Source organism: Nocardioides sp. J9 (genome assembly GCF_007829375.1).
Lineage (GTDB): Bacteria > Actinomycetota > Actinomycetes > Propionibacteriales > Nocardioidaceae > Nocardioides.
Genome location: NZ_VLJQ01000061.1, coordinates 1 through 17,566 on the forward strand (window position 1 = coordinate 1; position 17,566 = coordinate 17,566).

A 17,566-nucleotide genomic window follows, 5' to 3' on the forward strand; every position below is an offset into this window, starting at 1 on the left:
GCGTCCATCAACGCGTCGACGTAGACCAGGCCGTTGTCGGCACCCGTGATGGTGAACCGACGCTGGTCGGCCCGCTTGCGCCGTTCGGCTTCGGCTCGTTCCGGGTCGAASCGSGCGATGGCTTCGGTGACGAGGCGGTCGATCTGTGCCCAGGTCACCGACTCCACGGCGATCGCGAGCTGGTGGTCCACCCAGGCTGCTGCCCGTTGGGTGAGGGGGTGGGTGAGCTCGGCGATCCGCAGCGCCCGCCAGGGGGCGAGSTTGTTGTCGAGGACCGCGGTGTAGAGCTCGGGCAACCGCCAGGCGCACTCGAGGATCTTCCCGACGTAGAGGCGACCACCGTCGGGTGTGCGGCCCAGCACGGCGATGAGCTCCATCAACGCGAACTCCGACACCAGGGGTGCGCCGGGGCCGGCGATGGGGATGCCGGTGTCGAGGAACCCGTCTCGCATCGTCGCCGCCTGGCCGTCCTGGTCGGGGTTGTCGATGGTGTTGGCGTCTGCCCAGGCGACGATGTTGCGCCACTCGCTGACCTCGAGGTGGGCCCGGGCCTCGGACTCGTCGGCGATCCTCGACAGCAGTGATGCTGTCGAGGGTGTCGACGATGGTGTCGACGGGGTGCTGGTTCCGAGCTCCATAACTGGATTCTTCCAGAGAGCACCGACACTTTGATCGGGCGGAAACCCGCCTGTGGACTGGAGATTCGGGAGATTCTCTGTCCACAGCCCGCCGTCAGGGCCCGGTGGTTTCGAGGCTCCTCGCTAGCGCTCGTCGCACCTCAACCACCGGGAGAAGGGCTTGCCGCCAGACGAGGGCTGAACCTACGCAGGCAACCGCGTGCGCGGCAGCGCGGCGCCCGCGCCGAAGGCGCGTCGAGGGCAAGTGCGGGCCGAGCCTGCGAGGCCTGCGCGCAGACCTCGACTGGCGACGCGCTCGCGCCATCAGCACCGCGAGGCTCCTCGCTAGCGCTCGTCGCACCTCAACCACCGGGAGTCGGGCGCCGAGCAAGACCAGCCCACGAGCGCTACGGGACCGCAGGTCGACCGCCGGACCCGACCTCCCGCCGTCCCCCCTCGTTCGCTGCCTTTCGGAGCTGTACCGGCTACGCAACCGCAGCCTGTCCGGGACCGACCCGCGCTCCGCCTACCCAACCGCAGGCGGACCGGCGAACCCGACCACCTACCCAGCGGTGTCGTCGCTGCCTTGCCCCACTGTGCCGGCCACGCAACCGCAGCCTGCAGAGGCTGCGGCGACTGAAGCGCCCCCGTGTCCCCGCTGATCACCTGCCGGCGTCGCCGACGAGCCGGGCGACGCCGGCCAGCGGGATGGACAGCCAGTTCGGGCGGTTGCGGGCCTCGTAGAGGCACTCGTAGACCGCCTTGTCGACGACGTACGCCGTGAGCAGGGTCCGGTCGGCGGGCCCGAGGCCGCCCTCGCCGCAGTACGCCCCGAGGAACGCCCGGCGGTTGCGCTTGGCCCACTCGGCGGCGCGGACCGCTCGCTGGTGCTGCACGTCCGGGTCCTCCTCGGGCATCGAGGCGGCGACGGCGTGCGGGGCGTAGTCGAAGGAGCGGGTCATGCCGGCGACGTCGCGCCAGGGGGAGTCGGGCAGCAGGCGCTCGGCGAGCGGCTTGGCGGGCTCGCCCTCGAAGTCGACGAACTTCCAGCCGGCGACGGTGCGCAGGGTCTGGCCCAGGTGGAGGTCGCCGTGCACGCGCTGCACTTGCACCTCGCCGAGCCCGGCGACGGCGGCGAAGACGGCGCGGGCGCCGTCGGCGTGCTCGGCGAGCTGCGGCACCACCCCGATCGCCCCGTCGAGGCGCTGGGTCATCACCTCGGCGAGCACCGAGGCGGACATGGTCGAGGTCGGGAAGGCGTCGCGCAGCTGCCGGTGCACCTCGGCGAGCGCCTCGCCCAGCCGGGCCGCCTCGGAGGCGAAGTCGCCGCCGACCTCCTCGGCGTGCAGGTCGGCCTCGGCGAAGAGGTCGCGCACGCTCGCGAGCGCCTGGCCCCAGCCGTCGCTGGCGGTGCGCAGGAACTGCTGCAGCATGCCGAGCTGGTGCCCGTCGCTCTCGATCCACCCGTAGAGCGCCGCCACGTGGGTCGACCCGGCCTCGGTCAGCGCGCGGTGCGTGGTGACGTCGGGGTTCTCGCCGGGCGTCAGCCTGCGGAACAGCTTGAGCACCGCGTCCTCGCCGAAGAACACCGACGAGTTCGACTGCTCGCCGCTGAACGGGCTCGCCGTCGCGCCGGGGTCGAGGTCGTGCCCGGGCACGCGCACGAAGCGCAGCCCGTCGGCCACGTCGGGCCCACCGGCCGCGTCACCCTCCGGAGAGTCCAGGAACGCCCGCAGGTACGACGCCATCGCGTCGCGGTCCTGCACCGCGTCGTAGCCGGGGCGGCCGTCGTCGAGCCGGCCGACGAGCGCGTGCTCGAGCCGGTCCTGCGGCTCGTCGTACACCGCCAGCGGCACCTGGTAGAGCTCGGTGTCGCCGTCGTCGTAGGAGACCTCGGCCAGCAGCACCACCACCTCGGGGGAGGTGCCGACGGTGCCGGCCCGATGGGTGCGGCTGAGCGTGAACTCGCGGCCCTTGCCGCCGAACCAGCGGCTCCSGCCGATGAACGCGGCGAGCTGATCGTCGATCACAGCACCGGCCTCCCTGTCGCCTCGGGGTCCGTGAGTCGGAACCAGTAGAAGCCGTGCCCGCTGAGGGTCAGGAGATACGGCAGCTCCCCGATCGCGGGGAAGGGGACCCCGCCGATCAGCTCGACGGGCACGCGCCCCTCGAACCGCCGCAGGTCGAGCTCGACCGGCTGCGGGAATCGGGAGAGGTTGTTGACGCAGAGGATGACCTCGTCGCCGTCCTCGCGGTGCAGCACCCGGACGTAGGACAGCACGGTCGGGTTGGAGCCGCCGAGGTCCTCGAACTCGCCGAGCCCGAAGGCGTCGTGCTGGCGGCGGATGTGGATCATCCGCCGGGTCCAGTGCAGCAGCGACGAGGGGTTCTCGAGCTGCGCCTCGACGTTGACGCTCTGGTAGCCGTAGACCGGGTCCTGGATGACCGGCAGGTGCAGCTTGCCCGGCGTCGCGGCCGAGAAGCCGGCGTTGCGGTCCGGCGTCCACTGCATCGGGGTGCGCACGCCGTCGCGGTCACCGAGCCAGATGTTGTCGCCCATCCCGATCTCGTCGCCGTAGTAGAGGACGGGGGAGCCGGGCAGCGACAGCAGCAGCGCGGTGAACAGCTCGATCTGGTTGGTGTCGTTGTCGAGCAGCGGTGCGAGCCGCCGGCGGATGCCGATGTTGGCCTTCATGCGGGGGTCCTTGGCGTACTCGCCCCACATGTAGTCGCGGTCCTCGTCGGTGACCATCTCCAGGGTCAGCTCGTCGTGGTTGCGCAGGAAGATGCCCCACTGGCAGCCCGAGGGGATCGGTGGCGTCTGCTCCATGATCTCCGAGATCGGGAAGCGCGACTCGCGCCGCACCGCCATGAAGATGCGCGGCATCACCGGGAAGTGGAAGGCCATGTGGCACTCGTCGCCGCCGACCTCCGGGTCCCCGAAGTACTCGACCACGTCGGTCGGCCACTGGTTCGCCTCGCACAGCAGCACCCGGCCGGGGTAGTTGTCGTCGACGAACCGGCGGACCTTCTTGAGGAACTCGTGCGTCTCCGGCAGGTTCTCCCCGTTCGTACCCGGTCGCTCGTAGAGGTAGGGCACCGCATCGAGGCGGAAGCCGTCGAGGCCCATGTCGAGCCAGAACGCCATCGCGTCGAGCATCGCCTCGTGGACCTTCGGGTTGTCGAAGTTGAGGTCCGGCTGGTGGTGGAAGAAGCGGTGCCAGTAGTACTGGCCGCGCACCGGGTCGTAGGTCCAGTTCGACGGCTCGGTGTCGACGAAGATGATCCGCGCGTCCTGGTAGAGCTCGTCGGTGTCGGACCAGACGTAGAAGTCGCCGTACGGACCGTCCGGGTCGGTGCGCGAGGCCTGGAACCACGGGTGCGCGTCACTCGTGTGGTTCATGACGAAGTCGATGATGACCCGGATCCCGCGCTCGTGCGCGGCGTCGAGGAACGCGTGGAAGTCCTCGACGCTGCCGCACTCCGGCAGGATGTCCGTGTAGTCGGCGACGTCGTAGCCGCCGTCACGCAGCGGCGACGTGAAGAACGGCGGCACCCACAGGCAGTCGACGCCGAGCCACTGGAGGTAGTCGAGCTTCTCGGTCAGCCCGCGGAAGTCACCGGTGCCGTCGGCGTTGGAGTCGCGGAAGGACCGGACGAGGACCTCGTAGAAGACGGCCGTGCGGAACCACTCCGGCTCGTCGTTGAGCACGGTCTGGGGGGACGAGCTCACGGGCGCTCCTTCACGGTGAGGATGTGGGCGGGCTGCGCGGGTTCGAGCCGGACGTAGTTGTGCTCGCTCCACGTCCACGTCTCCCCGGAGAGCTCGTCGTGCACGGCGTACGACGACCCGGGCGCCAGGCCGAGCGCCGCGAGGTCGAGGTGCACCATCGTCTCCTGCGGCTGGTGCGGGTCGAGGTTGATCACGACGACGACGCGGTCGTCGGGGCCGTCGACCCCGCCCGGGGTGGCGGTCTTGCTGAAGCACAGGACGTGGTCGGAGTCGGTCGCGTGCACCGTGAGGTTGCGCAGCTGCTGCAGCGCCGGGTGCTCGCGGCGGATCGCGTTCAGCCGGGTGATGTACGACGTCAGGTCGGCCCCGACGGTGCCGGGGGCCGTCGCCGCGGCCCAGTCCCGCGGGCGCACCTGGTACTTCTCCGAGTCGAGGTACTCCTCGCTGCCCGGGCGCACCGCCACGTGCTCGCCGAGCTCGTAGCCCGAGTAGACGCCCCACGTGGGGGAGGAGGTCGCCGCCAGCACGGCCCGGATGCGGAAGGCCGCCGGGCCGCCGTACTGCAGGAACTCGTGGAGGATGTCGGGGGTGTTGACGAAGAAGTTCGGCCGCATCCGGTGCGCCGACTCCTGGCTGACCTCCTCGAGGTAGTCCTCGACGTCCACCTTGGCGGTGCGCCAGGTGAAGTAGGTGTAGGACTGGTGGAAGCCGACCGCGCCGAGGGTCTGCATCATCGGCGGCTTCGTGAACGCCTCGGCGAGGAAGAGCACGTCGGGATCGGTCTCGCGCACCTTCGCGAGCAGCCACTGCCAGAACGCGACCGGCTTGGTGTGCGGGTTGTCGACGCGGAAGATCCGCACCCCGTGGTCCATCCAGTGGCGCACGACCCGCAGCACCTCGGTGGCGAGGCTGTCGGGGTGGTCGTAGGGGTGGGCGTCGAAGTTGACCGGGTAGATGTCCTGGTACTTCTTCGGCGGGTTCTCGGCGTAGGCGATCGACCCGTCCGCCCGGGTGGTGAACCACTCGGGGTGCGCCTCGACCCACGGGTGGTCCGGCGCCGCCTGCAGCGCGAGGTCGAGCGCGACCTCCAGGTCGAGCGAGCGGGCCTCGGCGACGAACGCGTCGAAGTCGTCGATCGTGCCGAGGTCGGGGTGGATGGCGTCGTGCCCGCCGTGCTGCCGATCGCCCACGGCGACCCGTCCCAGTCCTCGGGGATCGGCTCGCCCTCGGGAGCGACGGTGTTGTTCGGTCCCTTGCGGTTCACCTCGCCGATCGGGTGGATCGGCGGCAGGTAGACCACGTCGAAGCCCATCGCCGCGATCGCGGGCAGCCGCTTCGCGGACCCGGCGAAGCCGCCCTCGGAGCGCGGGAAGAACTCGTACCAGCTGCCGAAGAGCGCCCGCGGGCGGTCGACGAACACCGGGAACGGGCCCTCGACGGTCAGCAGGTCGCGCAGCGGGTACGACGCCAGCACGGCCCGCAGCTCCGGGGACTCGAGCTGGGCCAGCCTCGCCTCGGCGGGTCGTCCGGCGTCGCGGGCCGCCTTGACCGCGGCCTTCAGCTCGCGCTGGGCGTCCTTGTCCTTCTTCAGCCCGTCCTTGAGGGTGGGGTCCTTCAGCACCCGCTCGAGCAGCAGGGCGCCCTCGGCGAACATCAGCTCCACGTCGATGCCGGCGCGGACCTTGATGCCGGCGGCGTGCTGCCAGGTGGCGACCGGGTCGGACCACGCGTGCACCTCGAAGGACCACGGGCCCTCACCGTCGGCGACGACCCACGCCTCGTGCCGGTCCACGGTGTGCCGGTCGGTGGGGGTGAGCGGCCGCATCCGGACCGGTGGTCGCCGGTTGCCCTCCGGGTCCACGAGGACGACCTCGGCGCCGAGCCGGTCGTGGCCCTCGCGGAAGACGGTGGCGCTCACCGGGAAGGGCTCTCCCACCACCGCCTTCACGGGGAGGGCTCCCTCGGTCGGGCCGGTCGCGAGGACCGGCTTCACGTCGATGACGGGGATTCGTCCGACCATGTCTCGAACCTAACGGTGTGTCCTACGGGTTGGCCACGTCCCACACGTCGACCGTGTCGCCCGCAGCGAGCGCGGTGGTACCCGGCTTCACGTCGATCAGTGCGTCCGCTCCTGCGAACCACCCGAGAAAGGCCGAGCCCGGCGGCCCCCACGGGGTGACGGTGCCCTCGACGCGGTCGAGCCGCGCCCGCCGCCACTGCCGCTTGGCAGGCAGCGGGGTCAGCGGCTCGGTGAGCCGCGCCCGCACCACCGGGCGGTGGGGGACGGGGTGCCCGAAGGCGGCGCGCAGCGCGGGCCGGACGAACACCTCGAAGGAGGTGAGCGCGCTCACCGGGTTGCCGGGCAGGCAGACGACCGGCACGCCGGAGACGACGCCCGAGCCTTGCGGCATGCCGGGCTGCATCGCGACCTTGACGAACTCCACGCCGCGCGGCCCGAGCCCGTCCTTGACCACCTCGTAGGCGCCGGCGCTGACGCCGCCCGAGGTCAGCACGAGGTCGACCTCGCCCGACGCGAGCTCGCCGTCGAGCAGCGCGAGGAAGGTCGGCACGTCGTCCTCGACCCACAGCTTGCGCACGGCGACCCCGCCGGCGTCCTCGACCGCCGTGGCGAGCAGGGCGCCGTTGGCGTCGCGGATCTGCCCGGAGCCGGGGACCGGCTCCTCGGCCAGCTCCGACCCGGTCGACACGACCAGCACCCGCGGCCGGCGTCGTACGACGACGTCGCGGACGCCGAGCGCGGCGAGCACCCCGACCTGGGCGGCCCCCAGCAGCGCGCCCGCGGCGAGCACCTCGTCGCCGACCGCGACGTCGCTGCCGGCCCGGCGCACGAAGGTCCCGGCCGCGCGCTCGGCGGTGATCGCCACGGTCTCCGTTCCGCCGTCGGTCACCTCGACCTCGACCACCGCGTCGGCGCCGCGGGGGACCGGTGCGCCGGTCATGATCCGCACCGTCGTGCCCGGGGCGAGCTCGCCGACGGGGGCGCCGGCCGGCACGTCGCCGGCGACCGGCAGGCGCACCGGTGACTCCGGGGTCGCGCCGGCGACCTCGGCCGCACGCACGGCGTAGCCGTCCATCCCGGAGTTGTCGAAGGCAGGTAGCGGCTCGCCGGCGCGGACCGGCTCGGCGAGCACGCGCCCGCCGGCGTCGGCGAGCGGGACCCGCTCGGTCGGCCAGTCCCCGGGCCCGCCGGGGCGGGCGAGCAGGGCGGCGACGTGGTCCTGGTGGTCGGTCACGGAGCGGAGGGCTGCGGTGCTCATCGGGAGCCAGCCTAGGGAAGGTGCGTAACCCCCGCGCCCCTCGACGGTTGGAGATGGCAACAGACGGGCGAGGCGGGTCATGGGGGCTGCCTCGCCCGTCTCGTGCTTTTCCTGCGCCACCCGCGCCGCTGGCGATCATTGGATCGTTCAAGTCGAGGTGGGTTACCGTCGACCCATGCGTGCCATCCGACGCTTCACGGTCCGCCCGGTCCTGCCCGAGGAGCTCGCCGCGCTCGGCGAGCTCGCGGCCAACCTGCGGTGGTCGTGGCACCCGCCGACCCAGGCGTTGTTCGAGGAGATCGACCCCGAGCTGTGGCAGGAGGTCCGTGACCCGCTGCGCCTGCTGGGCGAGGCCCCGGCGGAGCGCTGGCGCGAGCTGGCCGCCGACGCGTCCTACGTGGCGCGGGTCGCCGAGGTGCGCGCCGACCTGGCGTCGTACCTCACGGGGGAGCGGTGGTACCAGCGGGCCGGCGCCGCCGCGCCGGAGGACACCTGGCCGGCCTCGATCGCCTACTTCTCCCCGGAGTTCGGCATCACCGCCGTGCTGCCGCAGTACTCCGGCGGCCTCGGCATCCTCGCCGGCGACCACCTCAAGGCGGCCAGCGACCTCGGCGCGCCGATCACCGGCGTCGGCCTGCTCTACAAGCACGGCTACTTCCGCCAGGCGCTCTCGCACGAGGCGTGGCAGCTGGAGAGCTACCCGGTCCTCGACCCCGACGGACTGCCGCTGTCGCTGTTGCGCGAGGAGGACGGCGCCCCGGCCGTGATCTCGATCCGGATGCCCGGCGCGCCCGACCTGCTCGCCCGGATCTGGGTGGCCGCGGTGGGCCGCGTCCCGCTGCTGCTCCTCGACACCGACTTCGAGGACAACCCCGGGCAGCACCGGCTCGTCACCGACCGGCTCTACGGCGGCAACACCGAGCACCGGCTGCGGCAGGAGCTGCTCCTCGGCGTCGGCGGCGTGCGCGCGCTGCGCGCGTGGTCGCGGATCACCGGCGCCCCCGAGCCCGAGGTCTTCCACACCAACGAGGGCCACGCCGGCTTCCTCGGCATCGAGCGGATCCGTGAGCTCACCGCCCAGGGCGACCTCGACTTCGCGACCGCCCTCGAGGTCGGCCGCACCTCGACCGTCTTCACGACCCACACCCCGGTCCCGGCCGGCATCGACCGCTTCCCGCGCACCCTCGTCGAGCAGTACCTCGGCGAGCAGGGCGCGACGCCGGGCGTGCCGGTCGACCAGGTGCTCGCGCTCGGCGCCGAGGACTACGAGGGCGGCGACCCGGGCGTGTTCAACATGGCGGTGATGGGCTTCCGGCTCGCGCAGCGCGCCAACGGCGTCTCCCAGCTGCACGGCCACGTCAGCCGCGGCATGTTCAACGGCCTGTGGCCGGCCTTCGACGAGGCCGAGGTCCCGATCTCCTCGATCACCAACGGCGTGCACGCCCCGACCTGGGTCGCCCCCGAGGTCGCCGGGCTCGCCAGCGCGCAGGGTGCCGACTGGGAGGGCGACGACACCGAGGCGTTCTGGGCGGCCTTCACCAAGGTCCCCGGCCCGGACGTGTGGCGCACCAAGCGCCTGCTGCGCGAGCGCCTCGTCGCCGACGCCCGGCGCCGCCTGCGTCGCTCCTGGGAGGAGCGGGGTGCCGCCCCGGCCGAGCTCGCCTGGATCGACGACGCCCTCGACCCCGACGTCCTCACGATCGGGTTCGCCCGCCGCGTGCCGTCGTACAAGCGGCTCACGCTGATGCTGCGCGACCCCGAGCGCCTCAAGTCGCTGCTGCTGCACCCCGAGCGACCCGTCCAGCTGGTCGTCGCCGGCAAGGCCCACCCCGCCGACGACGGCGGCAAGCGGCTGATCCAGGAGCTGGTGCGCTTCGCCGACGCCGAGGACGTGCGGCACCGGATCGTGTTCCTGCCGAACTACGACATCTCCCTCGCGCAGCCGCTCTACCCGGGCTGCGACGTGTGGCTGAACAACCCGCTGCGCCCCTACGAGGCCTGCGGCACCTCCGGCATGAAGGCCGCCCTCAACGGCGGGCTCAACCTGTCGATCCTCGACGGCTGGTGGGACGAGTGGTACGAGCCCGAGTTCGGCTGGCCCATCCCGTCCGCCGACGGCCTCGACGACTACTCCGACAAGCGCGACGACCTCGAGGCGGCCGCGCTCTACGACCTCATCGAGAACGAGGTCGCGCCGCGCTTCTACGACCTCGACCACGAGGGTGTCCCCGGCCGCTGGGTCGAGATGCTGCGCCACACCTGGGCCAACCTCGGCCCGAAGGTGCTCGCCACCCGGATGGTGCGCGACTACATCGCCCAGCTCTACGCGCCGGCCGCCGCCAACGCACGCACCCTCGCCGCGACCGAGGACGGCGCCCGCCAGCTGGCCGGGTGGAAGGCCCGCGTGCGCGGCGCCTGGCCCGGCGTGCGGGTCGAGCACGTCGAGGCCGTCGGCGTCGGCGACGTCACCGAGGTCGGCTCCCGGATGACCGTGCACTCCTACGTCGCCCTCGGCGAGCTCGGTCCCGACGACGTCGAGGTCCAGCTGGTGCACGGCCGGGTCGACGCCGAGGACGCGTTCGTCGAGTCCACGACGACCCCGCTCACCCGCGTCGAGTCGTACGACGGCGGGCGGCACCGCTTCGACGCCGAGATCGAGCTCGGCCGGCCCGGCCCCTTCGGCTACACCGTCCGCGTCGTCCCGCGGCACCCCTTGCTCGTCGCGCCCGCCGAGCTGGGCGTCGTCGCGCTGGCCTGAGCGCCGCAGCCGTCCAGGACCCGGTCGCTCAGGCGTCGGCCTCCCGCATCACGACCACGCTGCGGGGGCCGATGGCGAGCCGGCCGCCGACCTCGACCCGGCGCCCGACGGGGAGGCCGGGGGCGGTGGACAGCACGACGTCCCCGGCGTGCACCCAGTCGTTGTCCGGCAGGTAGACCTCGACCGGCTCCGCGCCGGCGTGGAACCACAGCAGGAAGGACGCGTCGATCAGCTGCTCGCCGCGCGGGCCGGGCTGGCGCAGCGGGCGGCCGGAGACGAACATCCCGACCGTCGCGAGGCCGGCGTCGTGCCAGTCGTCGGCAGTCATCTCGCGACCGGTCGGGTGCAGCCAGGCGAGGTCCTTGGGGCCGCCGACGATGGTCGGGCGCCCCTCGAACCAGTGCCGCTGGCGCAGGGTGCGGTGCTCGCGGCGCAGGCGCAGGGCTGCCCGGGTCACCTCGTACACGTCGAGCCAGGCGTCGTCGGCGCGCCAATCGACCCACGAGATCTCGTTGTCCTGGCAGTAGGGGTTGTTGTTGCCGCGCTGGGTGCGCCCGCGCTCGTCACCGGCCGTCAGCATCGGAACCCCGTTGGACAGGCACAGCGTCGCCATCAGGTTCGCGGCCTGCCGCCGGCGCAGGGCCACGACCTCCGGGTCGTTGGTCTCGCCCTCCACGCCGTGGTTCCACGACCGGTTGTTGTCGGTGCCGTCGCGGTTGTCCTCGCCGTTGGCCTCGTTGTGCTTGTGGTCGTAGGACACCAGGTCGCGCACGGTGAACCCGTCGTGCGCGGTGACGAAGTTGACCGAGTTGTAGGCCGAGCGCCCGTCGTCGGCATACAGGTCCGAGGAGCCCGCGAGCCGGGTCGCCACCTGCTGCGTGCCGTGGGACTGTCCGCGCCAGAAGTCGCGGATCGTGTCGCGGTACTGGTCGTTCCACTCCACCCACGGCGGTGGCATCCGGCCGACGAGGTAGCCGTCCATCGACACGTCCCACGGCTCCGCGATCAGCTTCACGTGCCGCAGCACCGGGTCCTGGCCGATCGCGGTCAGCAGCTTGCAGGCCATGTCGACGGGGATGCCGTCCGGGCCGGCGGTGCGGGTGAGCGCCGACATCAGGTCGAAGCGGAAGCCGTCGACGTGCATCTCGGTGACCCAGTAGCGCAGCGAGTCGAGGATCAGCCGCAGCGCGAGCGGGTCCTCGGCGTTCACCGTGTTGCCGCAGCCGGTGACGTCCCAGTAGGTGTCGTCGAAGGCGCCGTCGCCGTCGGGGGCCGGCGGGACCCGGCGGTAGAAGCCGCGGTCGTCGAGCCCGCGGAAGGAGTACGTCGGCCCGTCCGGCCCCGCCTCGGCGGTGTGGTTGTAGACCACGTCGAGGATCACCTCGATGCCGGCGGCGTGCAGGCTGCGGACCATCTCCTTGAACTCGGTCACCTGCTGGCCCATGTCGCCGCTCGAGGAGTAGGCCGCGTGCGGCGCGAAGTAGCCGATCGAGTTGTAGCCCCAGTAGTTCACGGTGCCGCGCTCGACCAGGGCCGGCTCGGGGAAGAACTGGTGCACCGGGAGCAGCTCGACCGCGGTCACACCGAGGTCGCTGAGGTAGTCGGTGACGACGGGGTGCCCGAGCCCGGCGTACGTGCCGCGCAGCTCCTCGGGGATCCGGTCGTGCAGCTTCGTGAACCCCTTGACGTGCAGCTCGTAGACGACCGTGTCGAGCCAGCGGCGGCGGATCGGGGTGTCGCCCTGCCAGTCGAAGGTCGGGTCGACCACGACGCTCCACGCCGAGCCGGGCCCGCCGGACACGGCCAGGCCGTAGGGATCGAGGAGCAGCAGGCTCGGGTCGAAGCGCATCCCCTCCTCGGGGGCGTACGGACCCTCCACCCGGTAGCCGTAGCGGGTCCCGGGCTCGATCGAGGGGAGCGCGCCGTGCCAGATGCCGAGGGACTGCTCGGTGAGCGGGTAGCGCCGCTCAGCCCCGCCCGGGCCCGGCAGCCCGACGCACAGCCACACGGCCGATGCGTTCGGCGCGTGGACGGCGAAGTTGGTGGACTCCGGGGACCAGGTCGCGCCGAGGGGCCAGTTGCGTCCCGGCCACACCGCCGCCTGCTCTCCGAGCGTTCGCCACAGGGTGGGAGTCACCCGGCCCATTGTGCCGCGCCGCCGGGGAGGACCCGCCGAACTGGAGGGTTCATGTCACCCGCGCGAGCGGGTAGCGGCAGAATGCGGGACGGGGGCCCAACCCCGAGACCCACCGAGAGGGAGCAGATGACCAGCGAATTCGTTCGCCTCGAGGTCGCCGACGGCGTCGCGACGATCCGGCTCGACCGACCGAAGACCATGAACGCCATCAGCCTCCAGGTCCAGGACGAGCTCTCGCTCGCTGCGGCCGAGTGCACCGACCGTGCCGACATCCGTGCGGTCGTGCTCTGGGGTGGGGAGAAGGTGTTCGCCGCCGGCAACGACGTCAAGGAGATGGCCGGCATGTCCTACACGGACATGGTCGACCGGGTCGAGAAGCTCCAGAACGCGGTCAACTCGATCGCCCGCATCCCCAAGCCCGTCATCGCGGCCGTCAACGGCTACGCGCTGGGCGGCGGCTGCGAGCTGGCGATGGCGGCCGACGTCCGCTACGCCGCCGACAACGCCGTGCTCGGCCAGCCCGAGATCCTGCTGGGCATCATCCCCGGCGCCGGAGGCACCCAGCGCCTGCCGCGCCTGGTCGGCCCCAGCACCGCCAAGGACTTGCTGTTCACCGGCCGCTTCGTCAAGGCGGAGGAGGCGCTGTCGATCGGCCTGGTCGACCGGGTCCTGCCCGCCGCCGACGTGTACGACGAGGCGCGGGCCTGGGCCGCCAAGTTCGCCACCGCCGCGCCCTACGCCCTGCGCGCGATCAAGGAGTCCGTCGACCGCGGCCTCGAGGTCGACATCGAGACCGGCCTGCAGATCGAGCGGCAGCACTTCTCCGCCGTCTTCGCCACGCAGGACAGCCGGACCGGGATGGCGTCGTTCGTCGAGAACGGCCCGGGCAAGGCCACCTTCGAAGGTCGGTGACCGGCATGTCCGGGGACGACAGCGCCGAGCGAGGGACAGAAGGGACAGGGGACGAGATGCCGGGAGAGCACAAGGCCGACGCCGACGCCGACGCCGACGCCGACGAGCCCACCAGCTCGGCCGAGCCCACGGGCACGACCTCGGGCAGCCGCTCGCTGGTGCTGGCCCGGGTGCGGGACAACGCAGCCCGGGTGGTCTGGATCATCTGCGTGACCCTCGCCCTCGTGCTGGCCGCGGCCGCCTTCTCCTACGCCCTCGAGGCGAACGAGGAGAACAGCCTGGTCCAGGCCGTCCGCGACCTCGCCGACACCTTCGACCTCGGGTTCTTCGACCTGGACAACCCGGTGAAGGCCTTCGAGGACCCGAACGGCGCGGTCAAGACGGCGCTGTTCAACTACGGGATCGCCTGCGTCGTCTACCTGGTGGTCGGCCGGGCGCTCGAGCGCATCCTGCGACCCTGACCCACCACGGCGCACCGCGCCGGTGTGAGGGAATCCACTGAGACGCGGATTCCGACCGCCGTGACCGGACGGTAACCTGCAAGACGCTGTCCGGCAACGGACCTCAGTTGCTCCCTGCCGCGGGCCACGCTGCGGGGAATCACGAAGCACAGGAAGGGGCCGGTCCGGCCACAACCATGACTCTCTCCAACATTGTCGTCCTTGTGAAGTACGTCCCGGACGCGACGGGTGACCGGAAGTTCGAGGCGGACAACACCGTCGACCGCGTGGGTGTCGACGGTCTGCTGTCGGAGCTCGACGAGTACGCCGTCGAGCAGGCTCTCCAGATCAAGGAGAAGCGCGCCGACGAGGAGATCACCGTCACCGCGCTGACCGTGGGCCCGGCCGAGGCCGAGGCCGCCGTGCGCAAGGCCCTGCAGATGGGCGCCGACAAGGCCGTCCACGTGCAGGACGACGCCATCGCCGGCTCCGACGCCGCCGCGACGTCGCTGGTGCTCGCCAAGGCGATCGAGAAGATCGGCGTCCCGGAGCTCGTCGTCGGTGGCCTCGCGTCGACCGACGGCGGCATGAGCGTCGTCCCGGCGATGCTCGCCGAGCGGCTCAACCTGCCGCAGGTCACCCTCGCCGCCGTGGTGGAGACCCAGGGCGACCAGGTCCGCATCAAGCGTGACGGCGACACCGCCACCGAGGTCATCGGCGGCACCCTGCCGCTGGTCCTGTCCGTGACCGACCAGTCGGGCGAGGCCCGCTACCCGTCGTTCAAGGGCATCATGGCCGCGAAGAAGAAGCCGCTGGAGACGCTCTCGCTCGCCGACATCGGCGTCGACGCCTCCGAGGTCGGCCTGGACGCTGCGTGGACGAAGGTCGAGGCCACCGCGGCCCGCCCGCCGCGCACCGCCGGCGAGATCGTCAAGGACGAGGACGGCTCGGGCGCCACCGCGCTGGTCGAGTTCCTCGCGTCGAAGAAGTTCATCTGAGAAGCGCTGAGGAGCAGAAACAACATGTCTGAAGTCCTGGTTCTCGTCGACCACGTCGACGGCGCTGTCCGCAAGCCCACCTACGAGCTGCTGGCGATCGCCAAGCGGATCGGCTCGCCCTCGGCCGTCTTCATCGGCGGTGCGGACAAGTCCGCCGCCGTCGCCGACGCCGTCAAGGCCTACGGTGCCGACAAGGTCTACGTCGTCGACGACACGGAGATCAAGGGTTACCTCGTGGCCCCCAAGGCCGAGGTGCTGCAGCAGCTGGCCGAGAAGACCTCGCCCGCCGCGATCCTCATCCCGGCCTCGGCCGAGGGCAAGGAGATCGCCGGCCGCCTGTCGATCAAGCTCTCCTCGGGCCTGATCACCGACGCCGTCGACGTCAAGGTGGAGGGTGAGGACATCGTCACCACCCAGTCGGTGTTCGCCGGCAACTTCACCGTCGACGCCAAGGTCGTCAAGGGCACGCCGATCATCGCGGTCAAGCCCAACGCCGCCGCTCCGGAGGAGGGCGCCGGCGCCGGCGCCGTCGAGGAGTTCGCCGCGCAGATCTCCGACGCCGCGAAGACCGCGCAGATCGTCGCCGCCCAGCCGCGCCAGTCCACCGGCCGCCCCGAGCTCACCGAGGCCGCCATCGTGGTCTCCGGTGGTCGTGGCACCGGCGGTGACTTCACCGCGGTCGAGGCCCTCGCCGACGCCCTCGGTGCCGCCGTGGGCGCCTCGCGTGCCGCCGTCGACTCCGGCTGGAAGCCGCACACCTTCCAGGTCGGCCAGACCGGCAAGGTGGTCTCGCCGCAGCTGTACGTCGCGAACGGCATCTCGGGTGCGATCCAGCACCGCGCCGGCATGCAGACCTCGAAGACGATCGTGGCCGTCAACAAGGACGAGGAGGCCCCGATCTTCGAGCTCGTCGACTTCGGTGTCGTGGGCGACCTCCACGCGGTCCTCCCGGCCGTGACCGCCGAGATCGAGAAGCGCAAGGGCTGAGCGAGGCTCTGCCCCGACGCGAACGCCGCGGACACCGGATGGTGTCCGCGGCGTTCGCCGTTTTCTGCTTCGTGGGAGTCGCCGGAGGGCTCAGTGCTCCTCGGAGCCGTAGCCGCGGTCGTCGATGATGCCGACCCGGTAGAAGCTGAGCTTCCGGTTGGCGCCCTTGCCGCTGAGCTTCACCTTGCGCAGGGCCCGGTTGTTGCCGGTGTTCGACTCGACCAGGTTGCGGTTCGGGTTGCCCTCGACGGCGATGTAGTAGATGCCGTTGGGGAGGTTGTCGACCCGGAAGGCCTGGCCGGCGCGGAACTGCTCGTAGGTGTCGCCGGAGCCGGGGGAGAGGACCTCCCGCAGCGAGATCGACGACTGGTCGCCGCAGGAGGTGTGCAGGTCGGTGTTCTCGGGCTGCCAGTCCGCCCCGGGCACGGTGTAGTCCACCGCGTCGGTGTTGGCCAGGCAGAACGACTCCTTGCGCGAGACGACGACCTCGGTCTTGTCCGCGTTGAGCAGCGAGTACTTCGCGAAGTCCTTGAAGTGCCAGTGGTTGTGGCTGGGGGCCTTGTGCCAGATCATCGTGCCGACCTGGCGGTAGCCGGTCTGGTTGCCCTCGGAGTCGATGAAGTACTGGAAGGCGTCCATGACGTCCTGCGTCCCGCGCCGGAAGCCGTCGACGACCAGCGGGCCGTCACCGGCGTTCCACACCGTCGCCGAGAAGCGCAGGTACTTCTTGTTGGGCGACAGGCGCATGCTGAAGGCCGGCAGCGACCGGAGGTCCGGGACGGCGTCGGTCGGCGCGCCGGCCTGCTTCGCCCGCGGCTTCACCGCTGCGGGCCGCAGGCGCGTCGACGTCGTGCCGTGGTCGCGCCGGCCGTAGTAGTAGTCGTCGTCGCTGGGCTTGGTGACCACCAGGCGGTACTTGCGGCGGGCGTCGGCCGGGGCGATGCCGAGGGTGGAGACGAAGCGGTTGGCGATCCGGGCCGTCACGTCGTACCTGCCGCGGGGCAGGCGCAGCCGGCTCTCGCTGATGTCGATGTTGCTGATCCAGCCCTCCTGGATGCCCTGGACCGAGCCCTTGGTGAACGGGTTGGCGGGGCACCACATGGGGTACGGCGAGCGCAGCGGTGCGTCCGGGTGGCTGCGCTGGGTGTTCCACTGGTTGAGGCACACGTCGAGGCGCCGGGTGCGGACCAGCTCCCCGTCCTTGGCCCGCCGGATCTCGAGCACGATGAAGTTGTCGAGCGCGTCCCAGCGGTCGTTCGGGCCGGCCGGGATCTGCACCGGGCCGTTCGGCGACTGCCAGTACGTCTCGATCTGGTCGATCCACTTCGTGCGGTGGGCGCGGACCTCGAAGGCCTGGTCGCGGGCGAGGAGGTTGAGGCCGATGTCGCCGTAGAGGAAGCCGTCGTAGCTGCCGACCTCGACGACCGGGGCGCCGGTCAGGGCGACGGGCGACGAGGGTTCCTCGGCCGCGCGGGCCGGCCCGGGGGCGGCCGGCGCGGTGGGTGCGGTGAGCGTGGTGAGCGCGGTGAGCGTCGCGGTGGCGAGCGCGGCGACGGTCACGCCGGGTCGGAGCTTCACGGGTTGTTCCTCTCGGTCGGGTCGGGGGTCCCCCGCTGATCCTGACGCGCGCGGCACCCGTTTGGTTGCGAACGGCAGATGCCGCGTTGGATTCAGGTTGGATTCAGTAAGTCAATAGATATACCTTG

The 17,566-nt window shown here is 71.6% G+C and carries 11 protein-coding genes and 2 pseudogenes; 5 read left to right on the top strand and 8 right to left on the bottom strand.

The genetic code is table 11. The features are described from left to right. The 6 genes and pseudogenes from L615_RS07960 to glp all read right to left on the bottom strand — a co-directional run. Nucleotides 1-638, bottom strand: a pseudogene (locus L615_RS07960) (hypothetical protein); the annotation flags it as partial. 641 nt (nucleotides 639-1,279) lie between these two features. Next, nucleotides 1,280-2,647 carry a maltokinase N-terminal cap-like domain-containing protein gene (locus tag L615_RS07965; protein WP_145724726.1) on the bottom strand — a complete coding sequence of 456 codons (1,368 nt, stop codon included), beginning with the start codon at nucleotides 2,645-2,647 and terminating at the stop codon, nucleotides 1,280-1,282. Next, the gene (gene treS, locus L615_RS07970) at nucleotides 2,644-4,350 is read right to left on the bottom strand and encodes a maltose alpha-D-glucosyltransferase (RefSeq protein ID WP_261376599.1); all 1,707 of its coding nucleotides are present in this window, start codon (nucleotides 4,348-4,350) and stop codon (nucleotides 2,644-2,646) included. Before treS ends, L615_RS07965 begins: the two co-directional genes overlap by 4 nt. Then, entirely contained in the window at nucleotides 4,347-5,540 is a 1,194-nt protein-coding gene (locus L615_RS24570) for a hypothetical protein (protein ID WP_315897778.1), read from the bottom strand. The genes treS and L615_RS24570 overlap by 4 nt, the downstream gene beginning before the upstream one ends. A 275-nt stretch (nucleotides 5,541-5,815) precedes the next feature. Then, nucleotides 5,816-6,370 (bottom strand): annotated as a pseudogene (locus L615_RS24575) (maltotransferase domain-containing protein); the annotation flags it as partial. A gap of 22 nt (nucleotides 6,371-6,392) precedes the next feature. After that, nucleotides 6,393-7,628 (bottom strand): gephyrin-like molybdotransferase Glp, encoded by a 1,236-nt coding sequence (gene glp, locus L615_RS07980; protein ID WP_028655802.1) that lies wholly within the window; start codon nucleotides 7,626-7,628, stop codon nucleotides 6,393-6,395. A gap of 175 nt (nucleotides 7,629-7,803) precedes the next feature. On the opposite strand from glp, the gene glgP reads away from it, so the two are divergent. After that, nucleotides 7,804-10,386, top strand: coding sequence for an alpha-glucan family phosphorylase (gene glgP / locus L615_RS07985; RefSeq protein ID WP_145724728.1), 2,583 nt, complete (start codon nucleotides 7,804-7,806; stop codon nucleotides 10,384-10,386). Nucleotides 10,387-10,414: 28 nt separating this feature from the next. Here glgP and glgX read toward each other — a convergent pair whose 3' ends face one another. Continuing rightward, nucleotides 10,415-12,523 carry a glycogen debranching protein GlgX gene (glgX, locus tag L615_RS07990; protein ID WP_145724729.1) on the bottom strand — a complete coding sequence of 703 codons (2,109 nt, stop codon included), beginning with the start codon at nucleotides 12,521-12,523 and terminating at the stop codon, nucleotides 10,415-10,417. 126 nt (nucleotides 12,524-12,649) lie between these two features. On the opposite strand from glgX, the gene L615_RS07995 reads away from it, so the two are divergent. The 4 genes from L615_RS07995 to L615_RS08010 all read left to right on the top strand — a co-directional run bounded on the left by L615_RS07995 (nucleotide 12,650) and on the right by L615_RS08010 (nucleotide 15,860). Further along, a complete protein-coding gene (locus L615_RS07995; RefSeq protein WP_028655799.1) occupies nucleotides 12,650-13,435 on the top strand; it encodes an enoyl-CoA hydratase/isomerase family protein in 786 nt (261 codons plus the stop codon). 56 nt (nucleotides 13,436-13,491) lie between these two features. Continuing rightward, a complete protein-coding gene (locus L615_RS08000; protein ID WP_261376600.1) occupies nucleotides 13,492-13,896 on the top strand; it encodes a hypothetical protein in 405 nt (134 codons plus the stop codon). Between the two features lie 176 nt (nucleotides 13,897-14,072). Next, nucleotides 14,073-14,873 carry an electron transfer flavoprotein subunit beta/FixA family protein gene (locus L615_RS08005; RefSeq protein WP_084255149.1) on the top strand — a complete coding sequence of 267 codons (801 nt, stop codon included), beginning with the start codon at nucleotides 14,073-14,075 and terminating at the stop codon, nucleotides 14,871-14,873. A 24-nt stretch (nucleotides 14,874-14,897) separates the two neighbouring features. Then, nucleotides 14,898-15,860 carry an electron transfer flavoprotein subunit alpha/FixB family protein gene (locus L615_RS08010; protein ID WP_145724730.1) on the top strand — a complete coding sequence of 321 codons (963 nt, stop codon included), beginning with the start codon at nucleotides 14,898-14,900 and terminating at the stop codon, nucleotides 15,858-15,860. Nucleotides 15,861-15,950: 90 nt separating this feature from the next. On the opposite strand, the gene L615_RS08015 is transcribed toward L615_RS08010, so the two are convergent. Further along, nucleotides 15,951-17,438: a lysyl oxidase family protein gene (locus tag L615_RS08015; protein ID WP_145724731.1), complete on the bottom strand. Its 1,488-nt coding sequence runs from the start codon at nucleotides 17,436-17,438 to the stop codon at nucleotides 15,951-15,953. Nucleotides 17,439-17,566: the final 128 nt, after the last annotated feature.